Origin of the sequence: Paenibacillus faecalis (assembly GCF_900289175.1) — a bacterium.
Classification (GTDB): domain Bacteria; phylum Bacillota; class Bacilli; order Paenibacillales; family Paenibacillaceae; genus Paenibacillus_AQ; species Paenibacillus_AQ faecalis.
Genome location: NZ_LT985747.1, coordinates 1,814,069 through 1,839,261, shown reverse-complemented (window position 1 = coordinate 1,839,261; position 25,193 = coordinate 1,814,069). Strand labels below are relative to the sequence as shown.

The following is a 25,193-nucleotide window of genomic DNA, read 5'->3' as shown; positions in this document are numbered from 1 at the left end:
TTTTCATTAATGAAAGAATGGAGGATGAGAGAACGATGTCTATTCGAAAATTCATGATTTTGACAGTAGCTTTGAGCAGTCTTCTGCTGATTGCGGCATGTACCAATGATAAAGAACAGGAAGAGGTCACGGATACACTCTCTACAACAGTAGAACAGGACCAAGGTACTGCTGCTGAAAATGAACCGGAAAGCAAACCGGAGAACGAGCCGGAAAAAGAGGCTGAGGAACCTTCAGAAAAGCCAGCTGCCAAGGCCGCTTCCGATCAGCCAGCAAGCATTGGAGAAACGCTGGATTATCACGGCATGATCGTTACCGTTCATTCCGTCAGGGAATCGAAAGGCGATGATTATCTTAAGCCCCAGCCAGGTAACACGATAAAAGTTCTTGATGTTAGCGTAGAGAATACGAGCGATGAAGAACAGGTCATATCCTCTGCACTTTCTTTCAAATTATCAGATGACAGCCAAGAGATGTACATGCCTGTTGTAACTTCAGATATCAAGCAAAGTCTTGACGGCAACTTGGCCCCGGGAGAGACTCTGCGAGGTGAGCTTCCATATGAAGTGAGCCAGAATTCCAAGGATCTGAAGCTAACATTTATGATTCCGCTGAAGGATGGAGAAGCGGTATGGTCGATCGAATAAGGGTGTTTTTCTAGTTAAGGATACCGGATTTACCGGTATCCTTAGTTTCAGTTCTTTACATAGCGATCTGTATCCACTAAAATTAAACCGTACAGTCGGTTTTTTATGGTAAAATGGTTTTTCTTGTAAGGGAGGTTGGCATTTGACTACTGATAAAGCACTCAAAAAACGGGACCTGATCCTTGATAAAGCAAAGGAGCTGTTTATCCAGCGTGGCTACGCAGCGACCTCTATGGATGAGCTTGTTCGCTACATCGGTGTTAGTAAAGGTAGCATCTACTACCATTTTAAAAGTAAAGATGAGCTGTTTATCCAGCTCCTTGCGCGGCAGAATCGGGAGTGGATGGATGCATGGATGGAAAAGAAGAGCCATTTTGCAAGCTTTGAGGCGAAGGTTTATGGCATAGCTGATCATATGGTCGACGACTTTCAGAATCCGCTTGTCAAAGTGGGACAGGAATTTTATATAAGCAACCCGGATAAACAGGCTTTGTTGGCTCAGATTATCGAGATTTTGCAAGCGCCGCGAAAGCTCTATCGTGATATTTTTGCAGAAGGAGCGCGAGAAGGACTCTTGCCTGAAAGTGAAATTGATGAGGTTGCTGTCATTTTTTCCTCTTTGCTGGATGGCCTTTCGACTTCTTATTATGAGCGTTCTGCTGATGAAATGCGTTTATTGTATCGTCGAGGTGTAGAGTATTTTTTGCATGGCGTATTCGGGCATAAAGGGCCTGAAAGCTAACAATTTGATGGAAACAGTATTTCGTTAATACCGGCATACTGTTTCGTCAACGCGAATAAACTGACTAGTCAGTTTAAAATGATGTTTTGAAAGGGGAAGGTTTATGAAGTTATTGCTGACGAATCGTTCATTCGTACTGCTGATGCTGTCTGATTTGTTGCAAAATGCAGGTATCTGGATTCGTAATATGGCGCTGCTGTATTTTGTTATGGAGAAGAGCGACAGTGATCCGGTAGCAGTATCTTTGCTAACTGTAATTGAGTATGCCCCCATATTTCTGTTCTCCATTATAGGAGGCGTTCTTGCGGACCGCTGGCGGCCCAAACGAACGATGCTTTGGGGGGATATTCTGAGCTTTGCCTCTATTCTTCTTGTCTTTCTTGTCGTGATGTCGGGGTATTGGCAAGCTGTATTCGCTGTTACCCTGATTTCAGCAATCGTCTCCCAATTCTCACAGCCCTCTTCTATGAAAATCATTAAACGCTGCTTGCCGGATGAGCATGTTTCATCTGCGATGGCATTGTCACAGACGATGATGTCCCTCTTTATTATCGGAGGTCCGGTTGTGGGAACGGCGATTTATCAGGCTTTTGGACTGGAGGCATCACTGATCGGTTTGCTAGTCATATTCGGTATGTCCGCTATATGCATCAGCTTCATCCCATCCTCCGTGGATCAATCAACAGGTCCGGTGCTTCCATCCGAAAACTCCTTTACGAAAGAACTCCGTGAAGGCTTCATTTATATGAAGGCAAACCGTCTGATTAAAATTATGCTGCTTGTGTATATCATTTTGGCACTCGGTTCCGGATTCGTTCAGCCGCTCGATATTTTTGTCATTACCGAACGTTTGCAGCTGGATATGACGAGTGTACAATGGTTCACTGCATTAGAAGGCTTCGGTATGTTGATTGGTGGTGTTATTGCTGCATTGGCTGCCGGAAAACTAAAGGGCTCGGTAATGATGTTCATCGGACTTGCTTTTCTCGGAACATCTACGTTTGTTGAAGTATTATCCACATGGCCAGTTTTGACAGGAACGATGCGTTTCTTGACTGGATTGCTTCTGGCAATGGCTCAAACCGTCTTGATGGCAGCTATGATCCGTCAAGTCGATGAGAAGTTTGTTGGCAGGCTGAACGGATTTATAACGCCGGTCTTCACAGCCATGCTGCTAATTGGATCAGGGACTACCGGTATGTACATGGCATCCACTTCAATTTTTGTCGTATATTTTACGGCCGGTACTTTGTTTTTAGTTGCTTCTATCGTTAGCTTAAGATTTCCTGTTTCGGCGGAGCCGATGTCATCTGTACCAGATTTGGCCAAGGAAGTGTAAGAAAACCATGCAGCTGTAAACTCTAGCAAGAAGGACCATCAAGCACTTCATCGGTGCTTTAGGATGGTCCTTTTGTACAAAAGGACAAATATTTGTTTGTACTGTCTTCCTCCCTCTGCATCAGAACTGAAACGTGACATATTTTACGTTCGAAAATTTATACTTACGTTACAATTAAATAAAAATAGATCAGTTTTTAGATAAATAGTACAAAGAGATGGGGTAGAGGAATGGCATACTACAAGCCGCAGCAGATTGCGGAGATTACAGTGGAAAATGGGGTTAAGAAAGCGACTAATCCGCTTTTGACCGTGTTGATCCTTGGCTTTTTGGCCGGTGCATTTATTGCTCTAGGTTATTTGCTGGACATACGCGTCATTGCCGGGGCACCTCAGGAATGGTCCGGTGTGGTCAATTTTATCGGAGCGGCTTTGTTCCCGGTTGGATTGATTCTTGTTTTGCTGGCGGGCGGGGAGCTGCTTACTGGTAATATGATGGCGATCTCGCTCGCTAAAGTAGCGAAACGAATCACTTGGGGACAAGCGCTTAAAAATTTGGCGCTCATTACGCTCAGCAATTTTTTGGGCGGCGTCTTTGTAGCCTACTTTTTCGGGCATGTGGTGGGACTGACAGGCAGCGGTATCTATTTAGATAAAGTGGTGGAGCTCGCGGGACATAAACTGGATGCCAGCTTCCTTCAGGCATTTGTTTCGGGGATTGGTTGTAACTGGCTAGTTGCACTGGCTGTATGGCTATGCTATGGCTCTGACCATATGAGCGGTAAAATTCTCGGAATCTGGTTCCCGACGATGGCGTTTGTCGCTATCGGATTTCAGCACGTGGTCGCGAACATGTTCTTGATTCCAGCGGCGATTTTCGAAGGTTATTACAGCTGGGGCGAGTACATCATAAACTTTATTCCTGTTTGGCTTGGCAATATGGTCGGCGGCGGGATATTTGTAGCTGTTGCATACTGGGCTGCCTATTTGAAGGATGGTAACAAGGCGGAGATTAGCGGGCCTAAGGCTTCTAGCCAAAAAGTTCGTGCTAAGAAGCATGCTTAGTCTAGAAATAGCCTAAAACAAGTACAACAAGTGTAAACAGTCTTTATTATATAAACAAATTCGCCATGCCGGTTTCGGGGGAAGAAACAGGGCATGGCGAATTTTTTTGGGAGTGGTCCATGATACGGCAAGAAGAGAAAGGGTCTGGGATTCTCTTTCATGCTCTCGATACGAACTTACCCCGTAATTTGAAGGCTGAAACAGCTAAATAGAAAAAAATTTACAAAACCTTACGGAAGCACATTACCTGCTGCACGATAAATTTCGTACCATTCTTGCCGCGTTAAATAAATATCGCTGGCTTTGCAGCAATCTTTCAGCCGGTCGATATTCATCGTACCGATGACAGGCTGCATCCGTGCCGGATGACGCAGAAGCCATGCGATCGCGATCGTTGTATTGCTGACTTCATATTTTTCCGCAATAGTATCAATCGTTTGATTCAGCTCCGGAAATTTTTCGTTCCCAAGGAATACCCCTTCAAAGAAACCATATTGGAAAGGCGACCAAGGCTGAATGGTAATGTCTTGAAGCCTGCAATAATCCAGAACACCGCCATCGCGGTTTATCGCGGCATCGTTCTCCATGTTTACATTAAACCCGCTTGTAATCATGGTGGAGTTGGTGATGCTTAATTGCAGCTGATTTGCTACAAGCGGCTGCTTCACCGATTTCTTGAGCAGTTCCATTTGAAATGGATTTTGGTTGGAAACGCCAAAGTGGCGAACCTTGCCTGAGGTTTCAAGTATGTCAAAAGCTTCTGCCACCTCTTCAGGTTCAACCAGTGTATCCGGGCGATGCAGGAGCAGCACGTCCAAATAATCCGTTTTCAATCGTTTCAAAATTCCGTCCACCGATTCCAAAATATGCTCTTTGGAAAAGTCGAACATTCCCTGCCGAATTCCGCATTTGGATTGAAGAATGATTTTTTCACGGATATCATCGTTCATATGTACTGCGTCCGCAAATATTTCTTCACAAGCTCCGCCGCCGTATATATCGGCATGGTCAAAGAAGTTCGCACCTTCTTCAAGGGCTGACTGAACAAATCGTTCAGCCTCGGTGTTGTTCAATGAGTTTATACGCATACAGCCGACGGCAACAACAGGCACCTCTAGGGAACTGGTTCCAAGCTTCATCGTTCTCATCGCTTCGTTCCTCCTCATATCAAATTCATGTATATTCATACATATCAATTTTGACATCAAATGAAGGGCTTTACAAGATAAGGCCGTTTGGCTCATCGGATTTTTAAATGTTTTTTTATAATTTTTCGGACGTGTTGATTTATAAACATCCTGTGGAAGTATAAAAAATCGCGGTTTTATTATATAGTTTCAATAATATGGCCGGAGTAGAATGTTCTTAAGTCCAGTGCAAGCGGTTACGCGCAGATGAATGAAGACGTCTTCTATAAGTAACCGCTAGAAATTTATAATTCTTGAACACGGGAGGAAGAACATGCCGCAAGCGACTACAGAACAGCAGCAGCCGCCAGTGTCCCCGCAGCCCAAGCCTCGCAGCAAAAACATATTCATACGCTTTTTTAGGCAATGGGATGTCCAGCTTATGGTTATTCCCGGGATCATTCTGGTTTTCATCTTTTCTTACTTACCTATGTACGGGGTGGTAACCGGATTTATGGATTACAACCTGTTCACAGGCTCAAGGATATGGGAAAATCCCTGGGTTGGATTCAAGCATTTTGAAGCTTTTTTTGCAGCACCAGAGTTTGAGAGACTGATTCGAAACACCATAGTGATCAGCTTATTGAAATTCCTGATTGGATTTCCGGCACCTATCATACTTGCGCTTATGCTGAATGAGGTGCGCCATATGTTTTTCAAGAGAGTAGTTCAGACGATCACTTATCTGCCTCACTTCCTCTCTTGGGTTATCGTAGCGGGGCTTACAATGGCTATGCTTTCTACGGAAAATGGAAGCGTGAACATGATTCTGCAGTCCGTGGGGGCTATAGATGAGCCGATCAACTTCCTTTCGATCAAAGAATACTTTTGGTCTATCCTTGTTTCGGTCAATGTGTGGAAGGAAATCGGATTCGGTTCGATCGTATTTCTTGCGGCAATCGCCGGGGTAGATCCCCATTTGTATGAGGCGGCTGATATTGACGGGGCGAGCAAATTCAAGCAAATCTATCTCATCACACTGCCTTCCATCATGCCGGTCGTTGCCATTTTCATGATTCTTGCGATTGGAAATCTGCTTAACGCCGGATTCGAGGATATCCTTCTCTTGGCTTCAAACCCAGTACTCAGGCCGGTTTCAGATGTAATAGATACTTATGTTTACCGCGTGGGTCTGGGAACACATAGATATTCCTATGCGGTCGCGATTGGATTATTCAAGGCGATTATCAGTATTATGCTGCTTACGATTGCAAACTATATAGCCCGCAAATCCGGTAACAGCTTATGGTAAGGCCGTTTTAGCCCGCAGGAGGTGCATTTATGTTAAAAAGAATCAGCTTTAGCGACAGAATCATGCTTGTCGTCATATATACTTTGCTTGGTTTACTGGCCTTTTCAGCGCTCTACCCATTCTGGAATGCGGTTGCCGTATCGTTCAACGTAGGCGTAGACACCGCTAAGGGCGGAATCACCTTCTGGCCGAGAGAATTCACCCTTGAAAATTACCAAATCATTTTGCAAGATAATCGATTGATCACCGGCTTTATGGTATCTGTTGCCCGTGTTATTGTCGGAACGGCGAGCTCCATATTTATGACTGCTCTATTGGCGTTTGGTATGACACGGACGTACCTGATTGGCCGAAACTACTACATGGTGTTCTTTGTGTTCACAATGTACTTCGGCGGGGGATTGATTCCGACTTATCTGTTGATACGCTCACTTGGCATGATGGATACGTTTGCTGTATTTATCGTCCCTTCCATGATTAGTGTGTGGAACATGATCATTTTCCGGACCTTCTTTAAGGGGCTGCCGGTTGGATTGGAGGAATCGGCTCATATTGATGGTTGCAGTACCTGGGGGATATTCTTCCGAATTATTCTTCCTCTGTCCGGTCCGGTTATCGCAACATTATCTCTTCTGACAGCTGTGGGCCACTGGAATGACTGGTTCTTGCCAAGTATTTATATTACCAACGAAGAATTGATGCCGATCCAGACGATACTGCGTCAAACGTTGAATGCCAACATTGTAAGCGGACAGAGTGCTGTGCTGGATAGTGCATCGGCCGCACTCGTTGAACAGACAAAGCAAGTCACTTCGAAGTCGCTTACGATGGCGATGATGATTGTTGTTACGCTGCCGATTATTCTTGTATATCCATTCGTGCAGAAATATTTTGTTAAAGGCGTGCTGGTAGGCTCGCTGAAAGAGTAGAAATGGGTACGGTTTAAGGCGAATAGCTTTGAACATATATATTCAGGGATGAAAGGGGTTTCGCGAATGAGAAGGATGAGAAGGCCGCTCCTGGTGATCGTGTCATTGTTTCTGGCGATGACGATGGTACTGGCTGGGTGCAGCAAGTCAGAAGAAGGCAGCCCGCCGAATTCTGGAACCGTGAATAACGAGACAGATAAGGATAACAAAGAGCAACCGAATGAAAAATCAGACAGCAAGTGGGTACTTGGTGAAAAGCCATTGGAGTTTTCAGCATATGCTCACTATAACAACACTGATTTTCCTAAGTGGGAAAGCACGCCAATCGGTAAATATCTTAGTGAGGAAAAACAGGTTAAAATCAACATGATCGCAGCATCGGGGGCCCATACTCAAAAATTGAGTGCACTGATGGCTTCAGATGATCTGCCAGATATGATCTGGACGGATCGTAACCATCCGGACATGGAGAGGCTGTATAAAGCTGGAAAACTCGTTGCGTTTGATGATTATCTAGATAAGTACCCTAATCTGAAAGAGTGGATGGGCGAAGACCTGAACATGCTTCGTCATGATGACGGCAAGCTGTATATGTTCCCGAACTGGTATTCGTCGAATCCTTTCGGAAATGCAGGTTACGTCGTTAACAAAAAAATCTACGATGAGTTAGGAAAACCTGCTTTGAAAACAACCGATGATCTTTATGACTATCTCGTCAAAGTAAAAGAAAAGTACGGCGACAGCATCATTCCGTTTGAGCCGCATCGTGCGCAAGATATGCAGGGACTGGGTGTTCTCTATACAGCATTTGGTGAAGGTGCGCTTTATACTTATCTCAATAGCGGGTTACGAGCTATACCGAAGGATGGAAAGCTCACGCCAGTATTCACCGATCCGGTATTTCGCGAAGCTCAGAAATATATAGCCAAGCTTTACAGAGAGAAACTCATCTCTCAAGATGCCTTCAACCAAACGGAAGACCAGGTATTAGAAAAAGTAATGACCGGAAGAGTAGCCGTATTTGCCGGATCTAGTCCGACAACATTTGCTGGTGAAGCTCATCCGGAATTGATCAAGGAAGATCCGGATGGCGGCTATTTCATGATCTGGCCTATCCACAAACCAGGCCTGGATAAGAATAAAATTTATCCAGGTACGTACACGAGCTTTGGATGGAATGCAGCATATATTACAACCGCTGCGGAAGACCCTGAAGCGATCTTTGCTTTCCTTGACTGGTATACAGGTCCTGAAGGCATGAATGTCCAATACTTCGGCCCAGAGGGTAAAAACTGGGAAGGATTTGACGAAGAAGGAAAACCGAACTTTACTGAAAATTACGATCCAAAGGAAGTTGCCGATATTCAAACTAAAAATGAGCCGGTAATGTTTGTAGGAAACACAAGCTATATTGATCCTGCCAAATACAAGTATATGGAAAATCTTCCGTTCGAAGAGCAGGATTGGAGAACAAAATATCAACAAACGATCACTTGGCCTACTCAATATAACGTTACGGAATTTATTAATCTGAACCCAGACCCTGAATCCGAAGAAGGCGTAATTAAGGCTTCCATAGACGAAATGTTCCTGGAGGTTTATGCTAAATCCGTCATGGCTGGAAGTGATGAAGAAGTTGAGCAAATTCTCGACCAGGGCCATAAGGATTTGATGGCGCTTGGTTACGATAAACTCTTGGAGTGGCGTACTGTTAAATGGCAGGAAAACCTGGCTAAAATGAAGCAGAAGTAAAATAGATCATACCTTACGTTTTATCCGATCCCAAAGAATCCGTCTGGATTCTTTGGGATATCTCTATTTATCTAAAATTTTCTAATTTTACAGTTCCTGATATGTGAATAGTCGAGTATTATATTGATAGAATCACGCATGATGAATAGGTTTCCCGACTATAATTTTAGGAGGAGTTCCATGTACAAGGTGCTGCTGGTGGATGATGAGGAGCTTGATTTGGAAGGGATGAAGAGGTTCATTCCCTGGTCTGATCTGGGCATGGAAGTGAAGGGAAGCGTAAATAATGCACTTTCAGCTTGTGAAATTATAGATAAGGAAAACATCGATATTTTAGTGAGTGACGTCAATATGCCTTATATGTCAGGCCTTGAGCTTGCCCGTATCGCGCTGGAGCGAAAGCCTAACATACGGATCATATTCGTTAGCGGATATCAGGAATTCAGCTATGTTCAGCAAGCTTTGTCGTTAAAGGCGTACAACTATGTGTTAAAGCCGATGAATGACCGAGAGCTGGTTTCTTCATTGCTCAAAGTGAAACGTGACTTGGATGAAGAGAACAAACAGCGTGAAGTGGAGCTCGCGTATCAAGAGATGATTCCCATCGTCAAAAGCGATATTCTTATTCGCCTGCTCGAAAGCGAAGGGGAATCGGAAGAGTCCTTATCCCGGTTGGCGAAGTCCTACGGATTCGACCAGATGAATTGGCCGATTCGTGTAGCGGTAATGGAGCTGGACAATTTGCCATGGAGACAAGCTGGAGACTTTACTTCACAGCGTAAAATGTCGAGGATGTTCCTGCAACAAATTCATGAAGCAGTCACAGCACTTGGCATGTTCCACTACTGCAAACTCTCTTCACAGCGAATCGCATTGTTGCTTGAAGACGACCGTACGAATCGCATCGTTCGCCTATTAACTGAAAAAGTGAAGGAACATTTACCGGCATCGATTACAACGGGAATCGGAGAGCCGGTATATGCGATTGATCAGCTGCAGGCTTCTTATCGGCAGGCTGTAGAGGCCGTGGAAGGGAAAATGTTTCTGGGCAAAGGAAGTGTGATTAAGTACGAGGATGTAAGTGCAGAACCGGAGATGCTGGATGCGCGAATGCTTGAGGAGCCAATGCAAGCCCTTCTGCATGCGATGGAGGGGTATGAGCTTGTTCGAATCTGTGATGAGCTTGAGAAGCTATTCGGGTCTATAACGAACCTGCGCTCCCGGTTTACCGTCCATAATATGTCCAACTATATTATTTGGAAGCTGGATCAATATTTAAGCAGCAGAAATGAAGATTTATTTGAGCTGCTGGGCATGGAAATTCATCATTTGGATATTTTGATGCAATTCGACACGGTTAACGACATTCGTTCGTGGTTTTTACAGCGAATGTTTGAAATATCCGAGAGACTGTACGAGAAAACAAATTCGAAGGATAGCAAGTTTATACGAAATGTCATCAGCTTCATGAAAGAGCGAATGAGCGATAATATCACGATTAAAGATATTGCGCAGCATTTTTCTTTTTCACCGGGCCATCTTGGTTTTCTGATTAAAGAGAGGTCGGGAAAGACCTTTAATGAATTGCTTGTACAGCTTCGTATGGAAAAAGCATGCGAGCTGTTAACACAGCCCGGAATGAAAATCTATGAAGTAGCCGATCAGGTAGGATACCGATACCTTCCTTATTTCAGCAGGCAGTTTAAGGAGAAGTTTGGCATGACTCCGATGGAATATCGAAAGAGAGTAAATGAATGAGCAAGCTTTGGGTACTGTTAGGTTTAGCTGACCGAAAGAGGTTGGGGTATTTACCGATCGGATACAAATTGATGCTTACCTTTCTGCTGTTTATTCTATTGCTGGTATCGGCTAACTTCTATATATCGCAGACGATGTATGATGATACCATGCGTAAGCAGACCCGTGTGACCATTCAAGGAACTTTGATACAGATTCGTGATAACGTCGCCTATAAAGTTGATGATATCGTCCAGACATCTGCTACACTTTATGATGATCCTACCTTGATTCAAAGCTTGCGCCGAAAGGAAGACAGCATAAATAAATATAATCGATTGGAAAAGGTGATCATACCGAAACTTGAGAGCGCTTCAAAAGCAATTGGGCTTAACTTAAGACTGTCAGTTTACTTTCATAATGAAACGGTAGGCGAAAGCTACCGGATCTGGGAGCCTGAGAATAATCTCGATTTTACCGAGCAAACGTTTAATATCTATCATATCAGTCATATTCACAACAAGTTCTGGTACTTCACGCTGCCGAAAGAAAGATACAATGTGACGATGCAGTGGAAGCAGGTGGAAGAGGATGAGCGGGACGAGCGAATATCGATGGTCCGCCGGATCGTAGATATGAAAAATCCGCTTGAAATCAAGGAAGTCGGGATTATGAGATTCAGTGTACGGATATCGGAACTGTTCGAAAGCGTGGATTATACGAAGCTTGGAAAAGGCAGTCTGCTATCGGTTGTAGATCCATACGGCAATATCGTATTTCGTTCGGGCAAGCTGGATGAGCAGGATGAAGGCCAAGCCAAAGCAGATAAGGGCTTGAGATCAATGGAATATGATAGACCCCATTTTTTGACGATTGAGGAGGATTTGCCTCAGAAAAACTGGAAGATTGTCGCACAGGTTCCGTTAAATATTATTGAACAGGAAGCCAAACGGGTACGTACGGTTTTTATTATCATTGGTATCCTGTGTGTCGTGCTGTTTACATATGCCGGATTTTTAATCTCTCAATATTTATCGAAACGAATTTTGAAAATCATATCGGTGCTTAATTCATTCCGGGAAGGAAATCTGCATAAACGTATTGCGTATCGCGGGAAAGGGGAGTTCTCTCAAATTGCCAATGCCTTGAACGCTATGGGTGAGGAGATCGAAGCTCTGATCAATAAGGTGTATCTGACCCAGCTGCAAAAAAAAGAAGCGGAGCTTGAAATGCTGCAATCGCAGATTAACCCTCATTTTTTATACAATACGTTATCGTCGATTAACCAGCTTGCCAAATTTGGCGAAAACGAAAAGCTTCAGGACATGGTTGTTCAGCTGGCGCAATTTTATCGTTTAACCTTAAATTCAGGGCGAACGATGATTCCAATCGCGATGGAGATCGAGCAGGCCCAGGCTTATCTGGATATCCAAAAGGTAAAGTACGGCCGCCGTATGGAAGTTGACTTTGATATGGATGTGGACATTTGGCCGTATGAAACGGTGAAGCTGATTTTGCAGCCGTTTATTGAAAATGTGCTAAAACATGCATGGAGCGGTGATCGGATTCACATTCGAGTTTCAGTCAGGAAGGAAGGGGACTCCATTATGTATCGGATTATTGATGATGGCCTGGGCATGAAGCAGGAGAGGATTGATGAAATATTGGATTCGCAGGATGACAGCCATATGGGCTGTGGCATTCGAAATATCGATCAACGTGTAAAACTGCATTACGGTAAAGAATACGGGGTGTCTATTTTTAGCCGGGTCGGGATTGGTACTTCTGTGCAAATTCGTATACCGGCAAAAAGGCGAAAACAACAAGGCGAAAAGCAACGGGTAAACAGACCGGACTTTTGACTTGATATGAAAGTATCCGATGGAGCAATGTGTTTTGGGAAAAACGTCTTCTCCCTTAAAACCAGGGCAGGAAGGCGTTTCTTTTTTATGCTTGTTAATGATCTTTCATCGTTATGGTGAAGCGGCAATAAAAGTGCTTGCCAAAAGACGCTCAATTGAGCAATACTGAAGTTCGAAGTCAGGACGAGTAACGGGAGTGTCAGATGAAATTATTACAGCAATATCCCAAAGAAGTTAAAGGATTTTTGATCGCAAGCCTTGTCAATTCTGCGGGCGGATCATTGATGTGGCCGCTAACAACGATGTATGTATTCGACGAGCTCGGACGCAGTATGCAGGATGCCGGGTTTGTTATTTTGCTTCAATCTGTGGGCGGTATAGCCGGACAATTGTTCGGTGGTGCGCTGTATCATCGAATCGGTGTAAAAAGATTGATTGTCGGTTCTCTGCTGCTGAATGCACTCGGTTTATTTTCGTTGCCCTTTATTAATGGTTACTGGCCGCTGCTGCTTCCCATGATGCTGTTTATCGGCTTCTGCAATGCGGTATCTTTGCCGGCGATCCAGGCCTTTATCGGCTTTCGGTTTTCCGACCGCCGTGGAGAGCTGTTTAACGTTATTTATGTAGCCAATAATATCGGAATTGCTCTGGGGACTGCCATGAGCGGGTTTCTGGCGGAAATTTCATATCATTTAAGCTTTGTGGCGAACGGATTGACCTCCATGGGCTTTGCCATTTTCTTCTTATCCTATTTGTCCCGGCTTGATCAGCCTGGAGATATTATGAAGGAAGATCACCGTCCGAAAGTGAAGACTCCGCTGCCAGCCGGACCTGGTGCATGGGTGCTCTTGGGAAATATTCGGATATACTTGTTCCTGGGATTCGGGTCGCTGTTTATGTGGTTCGGGATGTCGATATGGAATACTGGCGTATCACCTCATATCATTTCAGAGGGGATGTCCAAGGCAGCATTTAGTTATTTATGGACGCTAAACGGCATTCTCATCTTCGCTGCCCAGCCATTAACCACATGGATCAAGCGTTGGTTCGCCCGTACCGAAACGATGCAAATGACGATCAGTGCCGTATTTTATATCGCTGCATATATGGTCGTTGTTTTGATGAACAATTACCCGGGCTTTGTGCTAGCCATGGCGCTGGCAACACTCGGTGAAATGCTGATCTCGCCAGCGATCCCATCATTTATAGCAGATCGTGCGGGAGATGCTGCTCCGTTCTATATCGGAGTCGCGGGAGGTATGGGTTCTGCCGGTAGGGTAATCGGACCGTATGCGATGGGTACGCTTTATGATGGCGGCGGGTTGACACCAGTCGCATGGTTGGCCGTGGGGACGGCAGTGATGTCCTTTTTGTCTTTTGTTATCCATGCCAAGCTTAGCAAAAGCGTTCCCGTTCACGAAAGTATTTCTGCGTAGAAGTACAAATGATTTTCATATAAGAGAGCAATCTATGGAAAAGATATACTGGCTTATGAAGCAGCAAGCGGTTTTTGAAGCGTGCTGCTTTTTTTGTGATTTTTGTGCAAATGATTGAACTGGTTATGCCAGAAAAAGACTGAAAATATTTTAAAAAAGAATATTGAAATCGCTCTCAAGGGGAGCTATAATGAACCTGTCGAAACGTTTCAAAATAATATGCAATTATTTAAGTAATCAAGCTAACAACTAGAATTTAGCATCATTTCCATACGAACTTATATACACGATTTAAGCTTGTTAAGGTGCTTGATACAGGCAATAATTGGACTAAAGGGCTTTGGATCAATTGATTATTCCATGTCTTTATTTTTTCGAAAAAAATCGAAACGTTTCGAAGTAAGTGCTTTCAATTTTCGTTTTACAGGTAAGTAAACATTAAAAACGGGGTGAATGTACAATGAGGAAGAAATCGTTATCACTGATCTTGGCGACACTGCTTGTATTTTCGGTTATTTTGGCCGGATGCGGTTCCAATGAATCCGAAAGTTCAGGCGGAGACAGCGAAGGCGGAACAAAGGAATTGAAGGTTTGGCTTATGGGGGATGAGACAGACAAAACCTTGATCAACGAATTTGAGGAGAAAAACCCAGGAATTAAGGTAAGCGTTCAATCTATTCCTTGGGCCAACGCTCATGACAAGCTTCTTACGGCAGTCGCATCCAAGAGCGGACCTGACGTGGTACAGATGGGTACGACCTGGATTCCAGAATTTGCAGAAGCCGGAGCTTTGCTCGATTTGACGCCATATCTGGATAAGTATCCAAGTTTGAAACCGGAAAATTACTTTGATGGTGCTATAGAGACGATGAGTTTTAATGACAAGGTTGTCGGTATTCCTTGGTATGTAGAAACGCGGGTGCTGTTCTATCGTACCGATATTTTAGCTGACGTAGGCTATCCTGAAGGTCCGAAAACTTGGGACGAAATGAAGGATGCGGGCAAGAAGCTTGCAGCCAGAGGAGAAGGCAACTATGCGATCACAATTGATGCTAAAGATATGAACTATCTGTCCATGTTCGCTTGGCAGAATGGAAGCGAAATCATCGACAAAGATCGCACGCCTCGCTTTAATGAACCGGAGTTTATGGGAGCGATGGAATACTTGAAGAGTTTCTATGACGATGGTTTGACACCGCTTCACAGCGACCTGGAGTTGTTTGCTGCATTTAAAGATGGACAGTTTCCGATGTTTATCAGCGGCCCTTGGATGATTTCGGGTGTGAAGGAGAAAGCGCCTGAGATCGAAGGAAAGTGGGCGACTGCAACGCTGCCAGCCAAAGAAAACAATGCATCCTTCCTTGGTGGCGCTAACATGTCCGTGTTCAGCACGTCGAAGAACCCGGAAGAGGCCGTTAAATTTATCGATTTCATGAGTCAAAAAGAAACGCAGCTGAAGAATTACGATGTGTCTAAAAACCTGCCTGCTGTCAAGAGTGCATGGGATGATGCACGATTTGATGATCCGATCATCGCTACGTTTGGTGAGCAATTGGAAAGCGCAAGACCAGTTCCATTTATTAAAGAGTGGGACGCTGTTTCCCAGGAGGCCATTGGTGCTTTTGAAAGAATTACCGTTGGCGGTGCTGACATCAAGACAGAAATGGATCAGTTAAACACGAAGGCTACCGAGATTCTGACGAAATAATATGAGTTTTCATGCAGTCCCCGGCTTGCTTCGTTAATGACGTAAGCAAGCCTGGCTGCATCGAAAAGAGCTTCGTTTGACTGAAATCATACACTAACAGGAGGTGAATGACAGTGCAGAACTTTATCAAGCGTTTTAACCGCTATAAGTATCCATATATGTTTGTTGCACCTGCGATGCTGCTGCTTATTACGTTCTCGATTATTCCAATCTTTGTTGCGCTTGTCATCAGCTTCACCGACATCGACCTTGCCGGTCTGGCGAATTATTCGAATATTGAAGCTGTTGGATTTGAGAATTACATGAATATATTTAAAGATCCGGTTTTTCTGAAGTCTATGTACAACACTTTGTTCTATGTTATCATCGGGGTGCCGCTCGTCGTGCTGTTTGCCATGGGCGCTGCGCTGCTTCTTAATTATGGTACGGGATGGCTATTCAAGACGTTCCGTATTGTATACTATATGCCTTCTATCACCAATATCGTAGCGGTAGCGGTCGTTTGGGGCTATCTTTATAACAGCCATTATGGCCTGTTTAATTATATTTTGTCCCTGTTTGGAATTCCGGCGCAGCAGTGGCTGACCGACCCAGCACTTGCGAAGCTGTCCCTCATATTACTGGCTGTGTGGAAAGCGATTGGCTTGAATATGATCATTTTTCTGGCAGCGTTGCAGGGTATTCCACGCTCATATTATGAAGCGGCGGAAATCGATGGCGCAAGCAAGCGGCAGAAGCTTATGTACATTACCGTTCCTCTCCTTAGCTTTGCAACCTTCTTCGTTACGATTACAACGTTGATCGGCTGGATTCAGTTTTTCGAAGAGCCGCTGGTCATGACCAAAGGCGGTCCGCTCAACGAAACGATGTCGATGGCGCTCTTTATATACAACAACGGCTTCCAGCTTAGCAATTTCGGCTATGCGGCCGCAGGATCGTTTGTGCTCTTCATCATTATTATCATTGCGACGATCGCACAATTCGCCTTGAAGAAAAGAGATGTAGAGTATTAAGTTCAAGCGAGAAACCCGTATAACTGAAGGAGGTATAGAGCATGGCAGCTAAAAAAATTGAAAAAGCATTCATGACGGCTTTGCTCGTTGCAGGGGGATTGTTAATGATGATTCCATTTATATGGATGATCACTTCCTCATTCAAGCCGGAAAATGAATTTACGGCAATTCCGCCGACGCTCCTTCCGGAGCAGTTTACCATTCAGAATTATGTCGATTTGTTTGTAAGACTGGACTTTTTGATTTATTTTAAAAATACACTGATTATTGTGTTTTTCGGATTTATTGGCTTGTTCCTTAACGCGCTTGCGGGGTATGCATTTGCCAAGTTTGAGTTTCCAGGCAATAAAAAAATGTTCTATCTTGTACTTGCAACGATGATGATACCGGGGCAAGTAACGATGATACCCGTATACTTGATTATTAACAGTATCGGTTTAACGAACACGATGGCAGGTATTGTGCTGCCGGGTTTGGTAGGAGCCTTCGGTATTTTCCTGTTCCGCCAGTTTATGACGACGATCCCGATGGACTTGATCGAGGCGGCACGTCTGGATGGGGCAGGGGAACTAAGGATATTCTTCCAGCTGGTTATGCCGATCACCAAGCCGGTATTTGCGGTACAAGGGATATTGACGTTCATCGGCGGCTGGAACAGCTTTTTGTGGCCCCTTATTATGGCGAACGATCAGGATCTTTACACGCTTTCCGTCGGCCTGCAGCTTCTGAAGGGGCAGCATGGAACAGATTATGGATTGCAGATGGCGGGCGCGGCATTTATGGTCGTTCCGATTATTATTATATTTTCTTTCTTCCAAAAGCACATCATTGAAGGATATACGATCTCTGGTATGAAATAGAAATAGGTAGAGTTTTTTTGAAATTAAAGAAAGTACAGTAGGAGCGAAGATTAAAATGGCAACGATAAAAGATGTGGCGAAGCTCGCTGGGGTTGCATTGTCCACTGCTTCGTATGCGTTAAGCGGCGACAGCAGGGTGAGCGCCAAGACAAGAGCAAAGGTGCTGGAGGCGGCAAGGCAATTGAATTATCGAAAAAACGGCTTTGCCATGGATTTGAAACGGAGCCGCACAAATACAATCGCCCTTATTTTGACCGATCTTTCCGGACCGTATTACTCAGAGCTTATCCGCAGTGTGCAGGAGGTAGCGCTGGACAATGGCTATGACTTGATCGCATGTAGTTCTGTTGGCGGCAGGGATTCCACGGCAGTAAAGTTTTTGCGGGAGAAGCGGACAGATGGTGCAATTATACTCGCGCCTAATATTCGTGATGAAGTACTGATCGAGACCGCTGGCCCTCGTTTTCCGATTGTTATCATGGATCGGAAAATATCCAGCGAATATTTGGTCAATGTGCTTGTTGATGGTGAGCAAGGCGGATATACAGCGACTCGTTATCTGATTGAATCCGGTCATCGAAGTATTGCTTATATCAGCGGCCCGAATGACTCCTATGACAGTCAGCTTCGTTATCAAGGGTATTTGCGGGCACTGTCGGAGGCTGGACTGGAAGAGCAGTCGAAATGGCGACTTAGCGGAAACTTCGTGCGCGAAGGCGGCTATAACGCTACGAAGATGATGATTGTTCAGGGGTCTCTTCCAGAAGCGGTGTTTTACGGTAATGATGAGATGGCGATCGGAGGACTGAAGGCATTTGAGGAAAGCGGCATATCGGTACCGGAGGATATATCGGTGATCGGCTTTGACGATATTCAGATTGCTGAGTATGTGAGCCCGCCGCTCACGACGATCCGTCAACCGAAGAGTGAAGCGGGTTCACTTGCTGCACATTTGCTTTTTCAGATATTGAGCGGCGAAGAGGTAAAACGGGAGTATATGCTGACAACGGAAATGGTAGAGCGCAGCTCTGTGAAAAACATCTCTGTTATTAGGAAATAACGTTCATTAAGAAGTGCCGAATAGGAGGTGAAGAAGTATGGCGTGGATAGCTTGTGATTTTTATGCGGAGACTCTGGGGCTTTCTACGAGTATATACGTATTTTTACCGCAGTCCAGCTTAGGGCGATCCAGCTATCCTTCCAAGCTGCCGGTGCTTTATTTGCTGCATGGCCGGGGAGCGGACCATACGGAGTGGTGGCGTCACTCATCCATTGAAAGGTATGCTGAGCATAAAGGCATCGCATTGGTCATGCCAGGGGCTGGACGAAGCTATTACATGGATATGGCCAATGGATTACCATACTTTACGTTTCTGAGTGAAGAACTTCCCGGGGTTGTTCAGTCATTCTTTCCGATTTCGGATAGAAGAGAGGATACTTTTGTAGCTGGAATCTCGATGGGAGGGTACGGCGCGTTCAAGTTGGCTATGCGTTTTCCGGAGCGTTATGCGGCAGGTGCAAGTCTGTCGGGCGGTATGGATCTTGCCAGTCGTGCAGCCGGACCGGCATTTCAGGAGCATGAAGTCCGTGCGCTTTTTGGCAGTGTGGATCGATTGAAAGGGAGCCGGGATGATCTGTTGTTTCTGGCCGAAACATTTGCAGCTTATGAAGGGCCTAAACCGAAATTGTATCAATGCTGTGGAACGGAGGACTTTTTATACAGAGATAATCAAACCTTCCGCGAGCATGCCAAGAAACTGGGGCTTGATCTGACGTATGAGGAAGAGCCGGGTGGACATGAGTGGGGATATTGGGACTGTAAAATCAAGCGTGTGCTGGATTGGTTACCCTTGCCCTAATTTTTTTATGCATATCTTTTGAAACGTTTCGATTTATGGCTTGTTTCGTGGCGGTTTCTCATATGCAGGAAAAGATATTGAATATTGAATTTTTCTTTGATAAGTATATAATTTTATCGTGTTTTTGAAGTTGGATGATTACAATAAAAACGTTTCGATTTGTAAACGGTAAGTCCGTGCAAGGACAAGAGGAGGTTTAGGAATGGCAGATCAACAACTGATTTCTCTGGTGGAGCGAATGACGCTGGAAGAAAAAATTGCACAGCTTATGCAGCTGGCCGTTCCTTTTTTTGAGGGAGCTGAACAATCCGGGCAAATTACTGGACCGATGGAATCACTCGGGATTACGGAGGAAATCGTTCATAATGCTGGCTCTGTGCTCGGTTTGGCGGGAGCGAAGGAAGCCATCGCTGTTCAGGAAGCTCATCTTCGCAGCAATCGACTAGGTATTCCGCTGCTTCTTATGGCAGACATCGTGCATGGGTTCAAGACGATTTTTCCTGTGCCGCTAGCTATGGGATGCTCCTGGGACATGGAGCTTGCAGAGCAGAGTGCAAAAATCGCTGCCCGTGAAGCTTCCGTATCCGGCATTCATGTCACGTTTGCGCCGATGGTTGATCTGGTGCGCGATCCTAGGTGGGGCCGAGTTATGGAGTCTACCGGAGAAGATCCTTATTTGAACAGTGAATTTGCCCGTGCCTTTGTTCGGGGATTTCAAGGGGACGATCTCAGCGGTGATGTGCACCGGGTGGCGGCTTGTGTCAAGCATTTTGCCGCTTATGGAGCAGGTGAAGGCGGACGCGATTACAATACGGTGGATATGTCGGAGCGGCAGCTGCGGGAGTACTACTTGCCTGCATATAAAGCAGCGCTGGAAGAGGGCTGTGAGATGGTGATGACGTCCTTTAATACGGTCCACGGCGTGCCGGCTACAGGCAATAAACGATTGATGCGTGACTTATTGCGTGGTGAATGGGGCTTTGATGGTGTGTTGATTTCCGACTGGGGAGCGGTTAAAGAGATGATTCCCCACGGGGTTGCTGAAGATGAGGAAGAGGCGGCGCTGAAGGCGATTTTGGCAGGAGTGGACATTGAGATGATGACGCCTTGTTATGTTCATCACCTGCAAGATCTTGTACGTGAAGGAAAAGTGGAAGAGAGACTTATAGATGAAGCCGTGCTGCGTATTCTGTCGTTGAAAAAACGGCTAGGGCTGTTCGAGCGTCCTGTGCGGGGAGCTGATCCGGCATTGGAGCAGGAAATTGTGTTCTGCGATGAGCATCGGCAGGCGGCTCGTGAAGCTGCTGTCAAGTCTTGTGTTTTATTAAAAAACAACTCGGTTTTGCCGCTGAAGTCTGAGAAGCGCGTTGCGCTGATCGGTCCTTTCGCCGCAAGTGGAGATATTCTTGGTCCATGGTCATGGACCGGTTCGAAAGAAGACGCGATAACCGTGGAGCAGGGGCTTCGCTCCAAACTCGCTTCTGACATGCTCCTAACAGCCGAAGGCTGTGATGTGACCTCGGTGACCGAGCAGCAGCTCGATGAGGCGTTGAAGGTTGCCAATGAGGCTGATGTAATCGTGCTGGCGCTGGGCGAAGATTCCGAGATGAGCGGAGAAGCGGGCAGCCGTGCATTCATTACACTGCCGGAGCCGCAGCTTGAATTAATTCAGCATCTCAAACCGCTGCAAAAGCCGATCGTTGTCGTTCTGTTCAACGGCAGACCGCTGGATTTACACGGTGTTTTGGACGAGGCGGATGCCGTATTGGAAGCCTGGTATCCGGGCAGTGAAGGCGGTGCAGCTATTGCGGAGCTGTTGACAGGAGAAGCAAACCCATCGGGTCGCCTTAGCATGTCGTTTCCGTATTCGGTAGGTCAGATTCCGGTATACTACAATCATTTCAACACCGGACGTCCGAAGGATGCTCCCGATGCTCAGGAGCGATATGTGTCGCAATATTTGGACATTCCAAACGAGCCGCTGCTTCCGTTTGGGTTTGGCCTGAGCTACACGGAATTTCAATACGGGAAGATGATGTTGTCAGCTGAGGAAATGACAGCAAAGAGTCCTCTTGAAATTACAGTCTCTGTTACCAATGTTGGAGAAATGGCTGGGGAAGAGGTAGTGCAGCTGTATATCCGGGATATGTCCGGTGAGGTGGTAAGGCCAGTTCAGGAGCTGAAAGATTTTCGCAAGGTTTTGCTTCAGCCGGGTGAACAACAGGATATCACTTTTATTCTGACGGAGGAGCAGCTTCGGTATCACCATTCGGACTTGACCTATAGCAGCGATGCAGGAGAGTTTTGCGTGATGGTTGGTGGAAGCAGTAAGGATACAGAGATTCGGCGTTTTCGACTCAAGAAATAATATATAGATAGTATTTTTACAGATAGGACGTGAGATGATGACAGCCAAGATTGAGAAGAGAAATTCTAAACTAGTTCTCCAGTCGGGTAAGTTGATGTTTTCATTTTTGCCAAGTGGTGATCTTTATCAGGCGACATCCGGCGACATCATGATCAACCAGCTGCTTACCAATTCGATTGACGGGGCCATCAGCAACTTGTTTTTAAGAATTCATACCCCGGGCGGCATTGAAGCCTATCCACTTCTCGGTGTGCAATCAAACAGCGTGGTCACGGTTTCGGAAAACCAGATGATATGGGAAGGAAACGCAAGCGGTGTTGCCTACAAGGTTTTGTTCACACTGACAGATCGTGGGATATGGTTCTGGGATGTTGAGCTTCAAGGTCAAGGGATTCGGGCCGATCTCATGTACGGGCAGGATATCGGGATCGCACATCCGGGTGCTGTCCGAACCAATGAGGCATATCTGTCCCAGTATATTGATCATGCCGTATTTGAAAAGGAAGAGGGCGGATTCGTTATCTGCTCCCGCCAGAATCAGCCGCAGGGAGGTGCATTTCCATACCTGCAGCAAGGTTCGCTTACTCGTGCGGTCGGTTATTCGACAGACGGTTTCCAGTTTTTTGGCCTTTCTTATAAAGAGACGAACAAGGCGGAGGCTCTCTATAAGGAGAATTTGGCTAACGAAGTGTATCAATATGAGTTTGCCTATACTGCTTTACAATCCCCATGTGTAAATCTGGATGGTTCAGCCCGCTTCGTATTTTATGGAATGTACAAAGAGGATCATCCGGATGCGGTCAGTTCCCTGGAGTTTCAGGAGGAGCTTCAAGCTGCATGGAAGCAGGTTGAAACAATGCCTGCACCAGTTACTGGCGAGAAGCTTCCGCGGGTGGAACGTTCCCGGGATCTGGGGGATCTGCTGCGTACCTTGCCGATGACGGAAGAGGAGCTAAATGTGCTGTTTCCGGTGCGTCGTCAGGAGGAGCGCGACGGGCAGAAGCTGCTCTCATTTTTTACAGATACCTACGAACATATCGTTTTGAAGGAAAAGGAACTGCGTGTAGAACGTCCGCATGGCCATATACTGATGAGCGGTAATAACGTCTCGTTTAGAACTCCTGTTGTTACAACAACCTCTTATATGTACGGTCTGTTTAATTCCCAGCTCGTCATCGGTAATACCAATTTCAATAAAATGATGAGCAACGCTCGCAATGCGCTGAATGTGCATAAAACATCCGGTCAACGGATCTATATTGAGATCGACGGGAAATATCGTCTGCTGGGCATGCCATCCATGTTCGAGATCGGTTTCAACTATGTACGGTGGTATTACAAGACTGAAAGCGACATGTTCATTATTACAAACTTTACAGCTGCGTCTGCACCGGAAGTTACGCTGCAGGTTCGTTCCGAAAGCGGAAGACCTTATCGCTATTTGGTGACGCATCAGAACACGATGAATGTGAATGAATATGAAGTTCCTTATCATATGGTTCAGGAAGATGGCGTCCTCATATTCCGGGCAGATCATACTTCACTGAGTGCATCCGTCTACCCGGAGCTTCATTATCGTCTACAAGTGACAGGAGCGGATATGGATGTTGCGGATGAGACCCGGCTGGCGAGCTATGTACGTCCGGGCAGTGCATCTTTAACGGTATTGGAGCTCGGTCCAAGTGCCGACTGGTCCATGACGATCCAGGGAAGTCTTGACAAAGCGGAAGCTCCTTTACAAGTGCGCGATGCAGATGAGGAAATATCAAGCTACCGAGCGTTCTATTCTTCTGTCATGAATGAATTCAACCTGAGCTTTAAGGATAGTCCAAGTGACAGCCTGTTCAAAGTGAATGCTCTCGCTTGGTGGTATACGCACAACATGCTTGTTCATTACTCGGTACCGCACGGGTTGGAGCAATACGGCGGTGCGGCTTGGGGAACGCGAGATGTATGTCAGGGACCGGTGGAATACTTTATGGCCACACATCAATATGAGCAGGTACGGAATATTTTATTGGAAGTATACGCTCACCAGTATGAAGATGAAGGAAACTGGCCGCAGTGGTTCATGTTTGACAAATACGCTCATATTCAGCAGGAAGAAAGTCATGGTGATATTATCGTATGGCCGCTGAAGGTGCTTGCCGATTATTTGGCAGTTACCCATGACTACAGCATCTTGGAGCAAGAAGTTCCTTATACAAGAAGACATCACTTTGATTATACGGACGAATCGTTTACTGTGCTTGAGCATGTGAAGAAACAGCTTGCATATATCCAAACTCATTTTCTTCATGATACACATCTATCTTCTTATGGGGACGGAGACTGGGATGACACGCTTCAGCCTGCCAATGCCCAGTTGAAGAAGTATATGGTCAGCAGCTGGACGGTCGCCTTGACATACCAGACTTTGAATCAGTTCTCGCACGTCATGGAGCGGGTAAATCCGGATATGGCTCAGCATTTGCGAAGCCTGACGGAAGGAATTCAGCGTGATTTCAATCGTTATATTCTGAATTCGGAAGTGATTCCCGGTTTTGTATATATGGAAGATCCGGAACAGAGCAAGTTTCTTCTTCACCCGACCGATCAGGAGACGGGAATCCAGTATCGTCTGCTGCCAATGACGCGCAGTATGATCAGCGAGCTCTTGACACCGGAACAGGCGGAGCGTCATTACAAGATCATCCGTGAACAGCTGTTCTGTCCGGATGGCGTAAGACTGATGAACCGTCCTGCTCAGTATACAGGTGGCGTTAGCACCCACTTTAAGCGGGCCGAGCAGGCGGCGAATTTTGGCCGTGAAGTTGGTTTGCAATATGTACATGCGCATATCCGTTTTGTCGAAGCGATGGCAAAGCTCGGCAAAAGCAGTGAGGTATGGAGCGGACTTGAGCGGATTAACCCGATTGGCATAACCGACGTGGTGCCAAATGCGGAGCTGCGCCAAAGCAATGCTTACTTCAGCAGCTCTGATGGGAAGTTCAATACTCGTTATGAAGCTCAGGAGTCATTTGAAAAACTGCGCAGTGGCCTCGTTCCAGTAAAAGGCGGATGGAGAATTTACTCCAGCGGACCGGGAATCTATATGAACCAGCTGATCTCTAATGCGCTGGGCATCCGTGAAGAGGGAGGAGATCTTATCATTGATCCGGTATTGCCTTCATCCCTGGATGGTCTTCAGTTCCGCTTCCGTTTCTCCGGTATTCCGGTAACGTTCAGCTACCATGTGGACAGCGCAGATCAACCGTTCGTTTCGATTAACGGGCAGCAGGTGTACACCGAGACTCTTCAAAACCGTTACCGTGCAGGAGGCATGCGCATTTCAAGAGCTGACTTTGATCGGTTAGCTAAAGATAGCGAAAATGGCTGCACAGTTGAAATATATTGTGTGTCGGCGCAAAAATAAATGACAAGTTGATATAATAAGGG

18 protein-coding genes are annotated in these 25,193 nt (G+C 45.7%); 17 read left to right on the top strand and 1 reads right to left on the bottom strand.

Annotated features, from left to right (window positions below):
• Window positions 1-35 precede the first annotated feature (35 nt).
• The 4 genes from C8268_RS08880 to C8268_RS08865 all read left to right on the top strand — a co-directional run bounded on the left by C8268_RS08880 (window position 36) and on the right by C8268_RS08865 (window position 3,792).
• Entirely contained in the window at window positions 36-647 is a 612-nt protein-coding gene (locus tag C8268_RS08880; RefSeq protein WP_158702702.1) for a DUF4352 domain-containing protein, read from the top strand.
• 142 nt (window positions 648-789) lie between these two features.
• The gene (locus tag C8268_RS08875) at window positions 790-1,389 is read left to right on the top strand and encodes a TetR/AcrR family transcriptional regulator (protein ID WP_106767328.1); all 600 of its coding nucleotides are present in this window, start codon (window positions 790-792) and stop codon (window positions 1,387-1,389) included.
• 103 nt (window positions 1,390-1,492) lie between these two features.
• Complete coding sequence (locus C8268_RS08870) at window positions 1,493-2,728, top strand: MFS transporter (RefSeq protein ID WP_106767327.1); 1,236 nt, start codon at window positions 1,493-1,495, stop codon at window positions 2,726-2,728.
• Between the two features lie 230 nt (window positions 2,729-2,958).
• Window positions 2,959-3,792, top strand: coding sequence for a formate/nitrite transporter family protein (locus C8268_RS08865; protein WP_106767326.1), 834 nt, complete (start codon window positions 2,959-2,961; stop codon window positions 3,790-3,792).
• Window positions 3,793-4,022: 230 nt separating this feature from the next.
• Here C8268_RS08865 and C8268_RS08860 read toward each other — a convergent pair whose 3' ends face one another.
• Window positions 4,023-4,940 (bottom strand): aldo/keto reductase, encoded by a 918-nt coding sequence (locus C8268_RS08860; protein ID WP_106767325.1) that lies wholly within the window; start codon window positions 4,938-4,940, stop codon window positions 4,023-4,025.
• Between the two features lie 313 nt (window positions 4,941-5,253).
• Between C8268_RS08860 and C8268_RS08855 the strand changes: the two genes are divergently transcribed.
• The 13 genes from C8268_RS08855 to C8268_RS08795 all read left to right on the top strand — a co-directional run bounded on the left by C8268_RS08855 (window position 5,254) and on the right by C8268_RS08795 (window position 25,170).
• A complete protein-coding gene (locus C8268_RS08855; RefSeq protein WP_106767324.1) occupies window positions 5,254-6,231 on the top strand; it encodes an ABC transporter permease in 978 nt (325 codons plus the stop codon).
• 29 nt (window positions 6,232-6,260) lie between these two features.
• Window positions 6,261-7,160: a carbohydrate ABC transporter permease gene (locus tag C8268_RS08850; RefSeq protein ID WP_106767323.1), complete on the top strand. Its 900-nt coding sequence runs from the start codon at window positions 6,261-6,263 to the stop codon at window positions 7,158-7,160.
• Window positions 7,161-7,226: 66 nt separating this feature from the next.
• Window positions 7,227-8,912 carry an extracellular solute-binding protein gene (locus C8268_RS08845; RefSeq protein WP_106767322.1) on the top strand — a complete coding sequence of 562 codons (1,686 nt, stop codon included), beginning with the start codon at window positions 7,227-7,229 and terminating at the stop codon, window positions 8,910-8,912.
• Between the two features lie 180 nt (window positions 8,913-9,092).
• On the top strand, window positions 9,093-10,670 hold the full coding sequence (locus C8268_RS08840) for a response regulator (protein ID WP_106767321.1): 1,578 nt from the start codon (window positions 9,093-9,095) through the stop codon (window positions 10,668-10,670).
• A complete protein-coding gene (locus tag C8268_RS08835; RefSeq protein WP_234032707.1) occupies window positions 10,667-12,511 on the top strand; it encodes a cache domain-containing sensor histidine kinase in 1,845 nt (614 codons plus the stop codon). Before C8268_RS08840 ends, C8268_RS08835 begins: the two co-directional genes overlap by 4 nt.
• Before the next feature lie 203 nt (window positions 12,512-12,714).
• Window positions 12,715-13,947: an MFS transporter gene (locus C8268_RS08830; RefSeq protein WP_106767320.1), complete on the top strand. Its 1,233-nt coding sequence runs from the start codon at window positions 12,715-12,717 to the stop codon at window positions 13,945-13,947.
• Between the two features lie 460 nt (window positions 13,948-14,407).
• On the top strand, window positions 14,408-15,655 hold the full coding sequence (locus tag C8268_RS08825) for a sugar ABC transporter substrate-binding protein (RefSeq protein ID WP_106767319.1): 1,248 nt from the start codon (window positions 14,408-14,410) through the stop codon (window positions 15,653-15,655).
• A gap of 107 nt (window positions 15,656-15,762) precedes the next feature.
• Window positions 15,763-16,668, top strand: a complete 906-nt coding sequence (locus C8268_RS08820) for a carbohydrate ABC transporter permease (protein ID WP_199794826.1) — start codon at window positions 15,763-15,765, stop codon at window positions 16,666-16,668.
• Window positions 16,669-16,709: 41 nt separating this feature from the next.
• Window positions 16,710-17,528, top strand: coding sequence for a carbohydrate ABC transporter permease (locus C8268_RS08815; protein WP_106767317.1), 819 nt, complete (start codon window positions 16,710-16,712; stop codon window positions 17,526-17,528).
• A gap of 55 nt (window positions 17,529-17,583) precedes the next feature.
• Window positions 17,584-18,588 carry a LacI family DNA-binding transcriptional regulator gene (locus tag C8268_RS08810; RefSeq protein WP_106767316.1) on the top strand — a complete coding sequence of 335 codons (1,005 nt, stop codon included), beginning with the start codon at window positions 17,584-17,586 and terminating at the stop codon, window positions 18,586-18,588.
• Window positions 18,589-18,625: 37 nt separating this feature from the next.
• Window positions 18,626-19,387 carry an alpha/beta hydrolase gene (locus C8268_RS08805; protein ID WP_106767315.1) on the top strand — a complete coding sequence of 254 codons (762 nt, stop codon included), beginning with the start codon at window positions 18,626-18,628 and terminating at the stop codon, window positions 19,385-19,387.
• A gap of 202 nt (window positions 19,388-19,589) precedes the next feature.
• A complete protein-coding gene (locus C8268_RS08800; protein ID WP_106767314.1) occupies window positions 19,590-21,755 on the top strand; it encodes a glycoside hydrolase family 3 N-terminal domain-containing protein in 2,166 nt (721 codons plus the stop codon).
• Window positions 21,756-21,792: 37 nt separating this feature from the next.
• Window positions 21,793-25,170: a GH36-type glycosyl hydrolase domain-containing protein gene (locus C8268_RS08795; protein WP_106767313.1), complete on the top strand. Its 3,378-nt coding sequence runs from the start codon at window positions 21,793-21,795 to the stop codon at window positions 25,168-25,170.
• The last annotated feature ends 23 nt before the right edge of the window (window positions 25,171-25,193 follow it).

Coding starts and splice junctions, on each gene's coding strand:
- C8268_RS08870 (WP_106767327.1), top strand. CDS start 1,493: ATGAAGTTATTGCTGACGAATCGTTCATTCGTACTGCTGATGCTGTCT.
- C8268_RS08825 (WP_106767319.1), top strand. CDS start 14,408: ATGAGGAAGAAATCGTTATCACTGATCTTGGCGACACTGCTTGTATTT.
- C8268_RS08810 (WP_106767316.1), top strand. CDS start 17,584: ATGGCAACGATAAAAGATGTGGCGAAGCTCGCTGGGGTTGCATTGTCC.
- C8268_RS08860 (WP_106767325.1), bottom strand. CDS start 4,940: ATGAGAACGATGAAGCTTGGAACCAGTTCCCTAGAGGTGCCTGTTGTT.
- C8268_RS08880 (WP_158702702.1), top strand. CDS start 36: ATGTCTATTCGAAAATTCATGATTTTGACAGTAGCTTTGAGCAGTCTT.
- C8268_RS08855 (WP_106767324.1), top strand. CDS start 5,254: ATGCCGCAAGCGACTACAGAACAGCAGCAGCCGCCAGTGTCCCCGCAG.
- C8268_RS08865 (WP_106767326.1), top strand. CDS start 2,959: ATGGCATACTACAAGCCGCAGCAGATTGCGGAGATTACAGTGGAAAAT.
- C8268_RS08800 (WP_106767314.1), top strand. CDS start 19,590: ATGGCAGATCAACAACTGATTTCTCTGGTGGAGCGAATGACGCTGGAA.
- C8268_RS08815 (WP_106767317.1), top strand. CDS start 16,710: ATGGCAGCTAAAAAAATTGAAAAAGCATTCATGACGGCTTTGCTCGTT.
- C8268_RS08840 (WP_106767321.1), top strand. CDS start 9,093: ATGTACAAGGTGCTGCTGGTGGATGATGAGGAGCTTGATTTGGAAGGG.
- C8268_RS08850 (WP_106767323.1), top strand. CDS start 6,261: ATGTTAAAAAGAATCAGCTTTAGCGACAGAATCATGCTTGTCGTCATA.
- C8268_RS08830 (WP_106767320.1), top strand. CDS start 12,715: ATGAAATTATTACAGCAATATCCCAAAGAAGTTAAAGGATTTTTGATC.
- C8268_RS08845 (WP_106767322.1), top strand. CDS start 7,227: ATGAGAAGGATGAGAAGGCCGCTCCTGGTGATCGTGTCATTGTTTCTG.
- C8268_RS08795 (WP_106767313.1), top strand. CDS start 21,793: ATGACAGCCAAGATTGAGAAGAGAAATTCTAAACTAGTTCTCCAGTCG.
- C8268_RS08805 (WP_106767315.1), top strand. CDS start 18,626: ATGGCGTGGATAGCTTGTGATTTTTATGCGGAGACTCTGGGGCTTTCT.
- C8268_RS08835 (WP_234032707.1), top strand. CDS start 10,667: ATGAGCAAGCTTTGGGTACTGTTAGGTTTAGCTGACCGAAAGAGGTTG.
- C8268_RS08820 (WP_199794826.1), top strand. CDS start 15,763: ATGACAGTGCAGAACTTTATCAAGCGTTTTAACCGCTATAAGTATCCA.